The sequence below is a fragment of the Actinomadura meyerae genome (assembly GCF_900188445.1).
In the GTDB taxonomy this organism is placed as follows: Bacteria; Actinomycetota; Actinomycetes; order Streptosporangiales; family Streptosporangiaceae; genus Spirillospora; species Spirillospora meyerae.
Genome location: NZ_FZOR01000083.1, coordinates 1 through 6359 on the forward strand (window position 1 = coordinate 1; position 6359 = coordinate 6359).

Here is a 6359-nt window from a genome sequence, read left to right on the forward strand (position 1 = left end):
TGCGGAAGGCCCGCTGCTCACCCAGCCGCCTGACCGCCATCGTCCAGGCCATCCTCACTCTTCACCATCAGGCCGAATGAGGTTGGAATCAGCTCATTCTTACTGCGGGAACATTCCCCCGCGCGAGTACGAGGAAGCGTTCAACCGGTCACGTGGCACAGCGACCTAGACCGGCTGAGAACCAACAATCTGAGCCTCCAACATCGCCGGGGCGGTCCAGGCCTCCCAGCGGGCGAACCGCTCGTAGACGGTCTGCCACGGCCCGTACCGCTCGGGCAGGTCGCGCCAAGGAGCCCCGGTCCGCAGCCGCCACAGCACCCCGTTGACCACCTGCCGGTGATCACGCCACGGACGTCCGCGTCCGTCCACCTGCGGCAAGCAGGGGCTCTATTCGCTCCCATGCCGCATCCGTCAACTCACCTCGACCTGCCACAAGATCAATTATCAGACTGGCGATAGAGTCCTGCCCGTGGCGAACCATCAGGACGAGACCAGTGCGGCCTACGACGGAGTCGTCGAGCTGTACGCATCGCTGTTCGCAGACCGGCTGGAGACACAGCCGTTCACCCGGGCCATGATCGGCACCTTCGCCGAACTGGTGCGCGCGACGGGCAACCTGCGGGCAGCGGACGTCGGGTGCGGGCCCGGACATCTGACGGCCATGCTGCACGAACTGAGCCTGGACGCCTTCGGACTCGACCTCTCCCCCGGCATGGTCAACCACGCACGGCGGGCCCATCCGGCGCTGTGCTTCCAGGAGGCGCGGATGGAATCCCTTCCGATCGAGGACGGCGCGCTCGGCGGCGTACTGGCCCACTATTCGATGATCCACACCCCTCCGGGAGAACTGCCGGAGCTGCTCGCCGAGCAGGTACGCGTCCTGGCGCCGGATGGCCTGCTCCTGGTTTCCTTCTTCGGGACCGACGGACAAGAACCGGTCCGGTTCGATCACAAGGTGGCGCCTGCCTACAGCTGGCCGGCGGATCGCCTCGCTGAACTGCTGGCCGATGCCGGGCTCGTTCCCTTCGCCCGGCTGCTCCACGATCCGGCCTCCGAGCGAGGCTTCCTCGACGCCCATCTGCTGGCCCGCCGATCGTAGGTCTTGCCCGGTAATACCCGCCAGCCGGTCGGCGCACCTCCGGACTGCCAGCTCGGCGGACGCTCGCTGATCCGACTGGAATCGTCAGACAGGCCCTAGGGCGGATGCAGGGCCCGGATCGAGCCGCCGAGCCGCCATCGAGCCGCCACGGGGACGAACCGGGGCATGTCAGGCGGTGGACAGGCCGGGCATTCTCGCATTTTCCCTGGTCAGGGGTGGTGGGTCGCGTGGGACTCGAACCCACAACCTACGGATTAAAAGTCCGAAATTGTCGTGTCGGAACGGGTTGCGCAGTGTCATTGTATGCCGAATCGTCCGTGTTCCGCCCGATTTCCCTGCCATTCAATGTCACTGCATGTTGATTCGTTTCAGAACCGCCGAGCCGACAACGAGCCGCCATCGGTTGTTGGCGATCTTGTGGCTTGCTCGGAGGAGGCCTCGCCTGACCTGTACCGGACGGAGTAATCGGCAAGTGCAGGGCTGGTCTCGCTGGCCTGCCGGGACACCGCGCACCTGTCCGTCGGCGACCTGGTCGACATCCTCGCCGAGCGCGTCCGCTCGGCCCGCGATCTTGCCAGCCTGCTGCGCTACCGGCTGCAAGCTCTGCTACGCGACCTGCGCTGACGCCGGAACCTGCGCGTCGACCAGATCGGCGAGCACTGCCTGCAGGCGGGCTCTCTCAAGCCGACAGACCAGGCGGGACGAAAGTTCTCGGCGTGAGTGTAGCGCCCATCTCGCACTGTTACCCGCCAAAGGCGCTAATGCCGAGCGGATCAAGGAAGTCCGGATCTCCGACACCGAACGGTTCGTGATCTGCCACACCCCCGAGGCCGCGATGCATGACAAGCACACCCGCGAGCAACTGGTCGCCCAGCTGTCCGAGCTGATCGACGGCACCGACGCCCTGAGCGAGTACAAGCGCGGCGAATTGCGCGGAAAGATCACCGCCAAGCCCGGCCTGAACCGGTATCTGCGCACCACCCCGACCGGCAAGCTCCGCATCGACACCACCAAGATCAAGGCCGAGGAGAACCTGGACGGCAAGTACCTGCTGCGCTGCAGCGACCCGCACTTGAGCGCCGAGGACATCGCCCTGGGTGACAAGCAGCTCCTGGAGGTCGAGCGAGGCTGGCGCGACATGAGACAGATCATCGATCTGCGAACCCGTCTACCACCGGCTCGAAGAACGCATCCGCGCCCACATCATCCTCTGCTGGCTCGCCCTGCTCCTCATCCGGATCATCAAGACCACTACCGGCACCACCTGGCCGGCCATCCGCCGCGAGCTCAACCGGTTGCACATCGGCACCTTCACCGGGCCCACCGGAACGTTCCGGCAGGTCACCGCCCCCACCAAACCCCAGCGCGACCTGCTGACCCAGCTCCACATCGACCCGCCCAAGGAGATCATCGACCTCCAGCCCACGCCCCGCTGACCAGCGCGAACACCACCGCCTGGAGAAACGCCTCCAGGCGACCACAACCCATGTCCACCCAGGTCAGGACAAAGATTCGCCTCTCCAGCCCGCTGAATTACGTCGAACCCGGGCGTGGACTCGAGCCGCGCGACGTCCGGGTCGAGTTGATGAGGCTGCGGCCGATCATGTCATCTCGCTTCGGCGGGCATTGACGTTCTGCTCGCCGGCATGAGCACGGCGGCGGGTGGCCCGGTCTGGGCCGCCGGTTCTCAGCCCTGCTGCTCCTTGCGGAAACGGGCGAGCTTCCGCTTGGCGGTGCGGCGGACATACCGGTTGTACCGGCGGTCGGCGGCGATTGCCGCGAGCGTTTCGATGCCGCTCGGGACGCCCAACTCGGCGAGCTCTTCGGCCGCGATGATGCGTGAGTGGCTCTGATGGCGCTCTGGAAGATCGGCCAGGGCCTCCAGAATCTCTACGCGGCGGGGGAGCCGCATGGCGGCGATGTCCCGTATCACGGTGATCGGCCATTCGAGGTCATTGGCGGGGTCGCGCGCAAGCTCGGACAGCCGCTCCCAACCGTGCGGGTGTCCCATCTCGGTGAGGCCGTACGCCGCTTCGATGCGGTCGTGACCCGGGGCCGCGGGGTCATCGCACGTCCTGGTCAGGAACTCGATGCCGGCGGCGTCGCCGAGCTCTGCGAGGAAGGACGCGGCGTCGACCCGCCACGAAAGGAACAACTCCGTATCCTCGACGAATTCCTTGAGCAGGCCCACACCCTGTGCGTGGCCGCGCACGGCCAGTGCTCGCGCGGCCTCGACCCAGAAAGGCTCAATTCCGAAGGACCTGGCGGCGATGGCGAGGAGTTGCTGGACACCCCGCGGGTCGTCGAGATCTGCGAGCGCTTGTCCGGCCCGCAGGCGGACCCTCGCATGAAGGTGGGGGTCGTCGAAGTGTGCGCCCAGGGTCTTGATGGCCGTCTTGATGATCTCTTCGTCAAGCGGGATTCCATCGGCGGTGATCCGGGCGATGGCGGTCCCTGCGTTGAGGTCCTTCCTGGCTGCCAGACGGCGCAGGACCCGCTCCAGGTGGGGTCTTTGCTGCGGATCGGCATGCCATGCGGCGATCAGAAAGAGATCGCCTGAGAGCAGATTGCCCTCGCTGAACTCGTAGAAGCCCTGCCGCCTGAATCCGCCGAACAGTTTGCGGAGCTCCGTCCGGCTTGACTCGGGGTCCGCGGAGATGGCCTGGGCGGCCAGGAACTCGGTGAGCGTCTGGTGCATGAACACCACATCGCCGGCGTGTTCGGCGAGCAGGCCGGTACGGCGCAGGCAGGCGCGCAGCAGCTCCTCCCAGGCCAGCATGCGCATGGCGGCGGGACGCAGGTCCCCGATCCAGTTCGCGACGAGGGCGACGGCCGGCCGGTCGTCGGGTTCGGTCCACCGGACCTTCGCCAGGCGGGGCAGGGCCTCGAAGATCCGGCGGGGCAACTCGCGGGCCTCCTCGGAACTGACCCCGTACGGATCGAGCGCCGCGTGCGCCTGGGCGACGATGCCGGACTGGCCGGATGCGTACTGGCGCTCACAGAGCAGGTCGATGAAGTCCCGGTAGAGGCCGTAACGCCCGGACGGCAAGGGCCGTTCGGGAGCGCTGAGGTACAGCTGGCACAGCATGGTCGCCAGCAGCGGGTTGTGAACCAGCGTGGACGGCCGGATCCGGCCGGTCTTCGCGACCAGGTCGTGTGCGGCCCGTTCGGGATCGGGCGCCTCGAAGACCTTGCACCAGCCGAGGGCGAGTTCGTACAACTGCCCGGCGTCGAAGGGGAGCAGCTCGTAGGTGTCCACGCCGCCCTCCGTGCGCCGGAACTCGGCCAGCTCCGCCTCGGGGAGCGGACGGCAGGCGACGACGAACCGGTACGGTCCGGACCGGTTCTCCTGAATACCGGCGATGACGTCCCGGCGCCGCTCGGGGGCGAGGACCTCGTCGAGGCCGTCCACGAGCACAAGCCAGCGCTTACCGGGCATCGGCGGGCGCGCGAAGATGTCCTTCGGCAGGCTCTCCCGTAACCGCCCGCCGAGATCAGCTCGGACCGCCCTGCCGAGTTGGTCCGCCAGCGGCGCGGAGCGGGTGAGATCGGTCGCCGGGACTCTCAGCGGCACGTCGGCGCCGCCTTCCAGGACGTCGCTTCGCCCGGTCCGCCGAAGGGCGAGCCAGTGCTCGGCGATGCCCGAGACACCGCTGTGCAGCAGGCTTGTCTTGCCGGCGCCCGGACCGCCCATCAGTACGACGTCACGGTCACCACCGAAGATCTCGTCCGCGGTGAGCTTTCCCCGCGCCCGCGCGGAAGCGTGCTGGCGCACGTAGACGCGCGAGAGCGGAGGTCTCCGGACGTCGGCCAGAACGCCTGGATAGGGGTGATCGCTCGCTCGGGACGCCGCGGCGGTCAGGTACGCGACCAGCCGCGGCCCGGGGAAGGCCCACCCGCCTGCGGCGAGCTGCTCGTCGGTCAGCGCCGCCAGCCATTCCCCGTGCGATGCCGATGCCGCCTCCGGGCAGCGCGCCAGGATCGCTGTGATGGGGATCAGGTGGGCGCTGCCCGCCTTGTCGGAGGTCGACAGCATCCCGCACACGGCTCCGGTACGGGTGTTGACCACCGGGCTGCCGCTGTAGCCGGGGCCGACCGGAACGCCGTATACCCGTGGCAGTTCGAGAGCCTCATCCGGGCTGCGGCGAGAGTCGCCCTGATAGGTGAAGCTCGCATGCTGCCCCGCCCGGAATTGCCCCGCCGGATGGCCGAACGTCCACAGCAGATCCTGTGTCCGCAGCTGAGCCGAGGTCGTCACCGCGCGGTCGACGCCGTCGGCTGTGAGCAGCGCCAGATCCAGCCCGGTCGCCGTATCCCGGAAGAACCGGCCGGGATCGGTCCGCAGATCCAGGTCGCTTCCCAGTGCCACCAGGCGCCCCCGTACTCGCGCCGGGAGCGCCTCTGGCGTCGCGGCCAGGACATGGGCGCACGTGGCCACCAGCCCGGGTGCGACAAAGAAGCCGGTTCCCACTGCGGCGGGACGACCATCACCCGAGGGCACCGTCAGCATGACGACCGCGCGCCGCAGCAGCGCCTGCCATCCGCCGGTGTCGCCCTCGTCCGAGATCACAGTGTCGGTGCCGGCGTCGGTGTCGTCCACTCCAACGCGACCTTGAACGAGGACTTACCGGAGGCCTTGCCGATCACCGTGACGAGCTTCCCGGACTCGACCAGGAACTCGCAGCCGAACTCGACGGTCACCCGTGAGGCGTCACTCTGCTGCAACCGAGTGCCCATCGCGCGGGCCACGCCCATCAGCCCGTCCAGTGCCTGCTCCAGGGTGGGCGGCCGCCAGCCGATCTCCTCTTCCTCCTGCCCTCCTGAGGCTTCCGATTGCTGCACCGACATGTAGATCAGGGCCCCGTCCACTTGCAACGGCACCAAAGCGGTCTCCTGCTCGATTTCCACCGTCATCACAGGCAATCCCTTCGTCGACCTCAGCGGCATTCCAAGTATGGGGGCCGCCTCCTCAACACGCGGTGCTCTTCAGATGTGATTCGCCACCGGCGACCGTGCGATTTTCGCTGTAATTCCTGATCAAGAATTGACACCTGGCGTCGAAGCGCGTACGCACGACCGGCCGATCCGCCTCCGGCGCCGACGCACGGCCCGATTTCGCCGCCACCGCACACCTGATCAGGTCGGTCTCCACCGGCCAGGCGGCCGGAGCCTGTAACTCGAAGTGTGTAAAGATGATCTTGTTGTGGGTCTGGTTGTCTTTACTGGATGCGGTCTGGGTAGGCGTCGGCGAGTTCGTTGA

The 6359-nt window shown here is 67.5% G+C and carries 4 protein-coding genes, 1 tRNA gene and 2 pseudogenes; 2 read left to right on the forward strand and 5 right to left on the reverse strand.

Annotation, left to right across the window (positions count from 1 at the left end; translation table 11 throughout):
- Positions 1 to 225: 225 nt before the first annotated feature.
- Positions 226 to 481: pseudogene (locus CHF16_RS41765) on the reverse strand (transposase); the annotation flags it as partial.
- Here CHF16_RS41765 and CHF16_RS38850 point away from each other — a divergent pair.
- Positions 470 to 1099 (forward strand): class I SAM-dependent methyltransferase, encoded by a 630-nt coding sequence (locus CHF16_RS38850; RefSeq protein WP_089331202.1) that lies wholly within the window; start codon positions 470 to 472, stop codon positions 1097 to 1099. The pseudogene CHF16_RS41765 and the gene CHF16_RS38850 sit on opposite strands and share 12 nt — an antisense overlap.
- Before the next feature lie 216 nt (positions 1100 to 1315).
- Here CHF16_RS38850 and CHF16_RS40760 read toward each other — a convergent pair.
- Positions 1316 to 1435, reverse strand: a tRNA-Ser gene (locus CHF16_RS40760).
- 433 nt (positions 1436 to 1868) lie between these two features.
- Here CHF16_RS40760 and CHF16_RS38855 point away from each other — a divergent pair.
- Positions 1869 to 2535 (forward strand): annotated as a pseudogene (locus tag CHF16_RS38855) (IS1634 family transposase); the annotation flags it as partial.
- A 251-nt stretch (positions 2536 to 2786) separates the two neighbouring features.
- Here CHF16_RS38855 and CHF16_RS38860 read toward each other — a convergent pair.
- The 3 genes from CHF16_RS38860 to CHF16_RS40765 all read right to left on the reverse strand — a co-directional run.
- Positions 2787 to 5699: a trypsin-like peptidase domain-containing protein gene (locus CHF16_RS38860; protein WP_089331203.1), complete on the reverse strand. Its 2913-nt coding sequence runs from the start codon at positions 5697 to 5699 to the stop codon at positions 2787 to 2789.
- Positions 5666 to 6013: a CU044_2847 family protein gene (locus CHF16_RS38865; RefSeq protein ID WP_138637403.1), complete on the reverse strand. Its 348-nt coding sequence runs from the start codon at positions 6011 to 6013 to the stop codon at positions 5666 to 5668. The genes CHF16_RS38860 and CHF16_RS38865 overlap by 34 nt, the downstream gene beginning before the upstream one ends.
- A 55-nt stretch (positions 6014 to 6068) precedes the next feature.
- On the reverse strand, positions 6069 to 6359 hold a 291-nt coding region (locus tag CHF16_RS40765; protein ID WP_179271930.1), incomplete at its 5' end, for a hypothetical protein.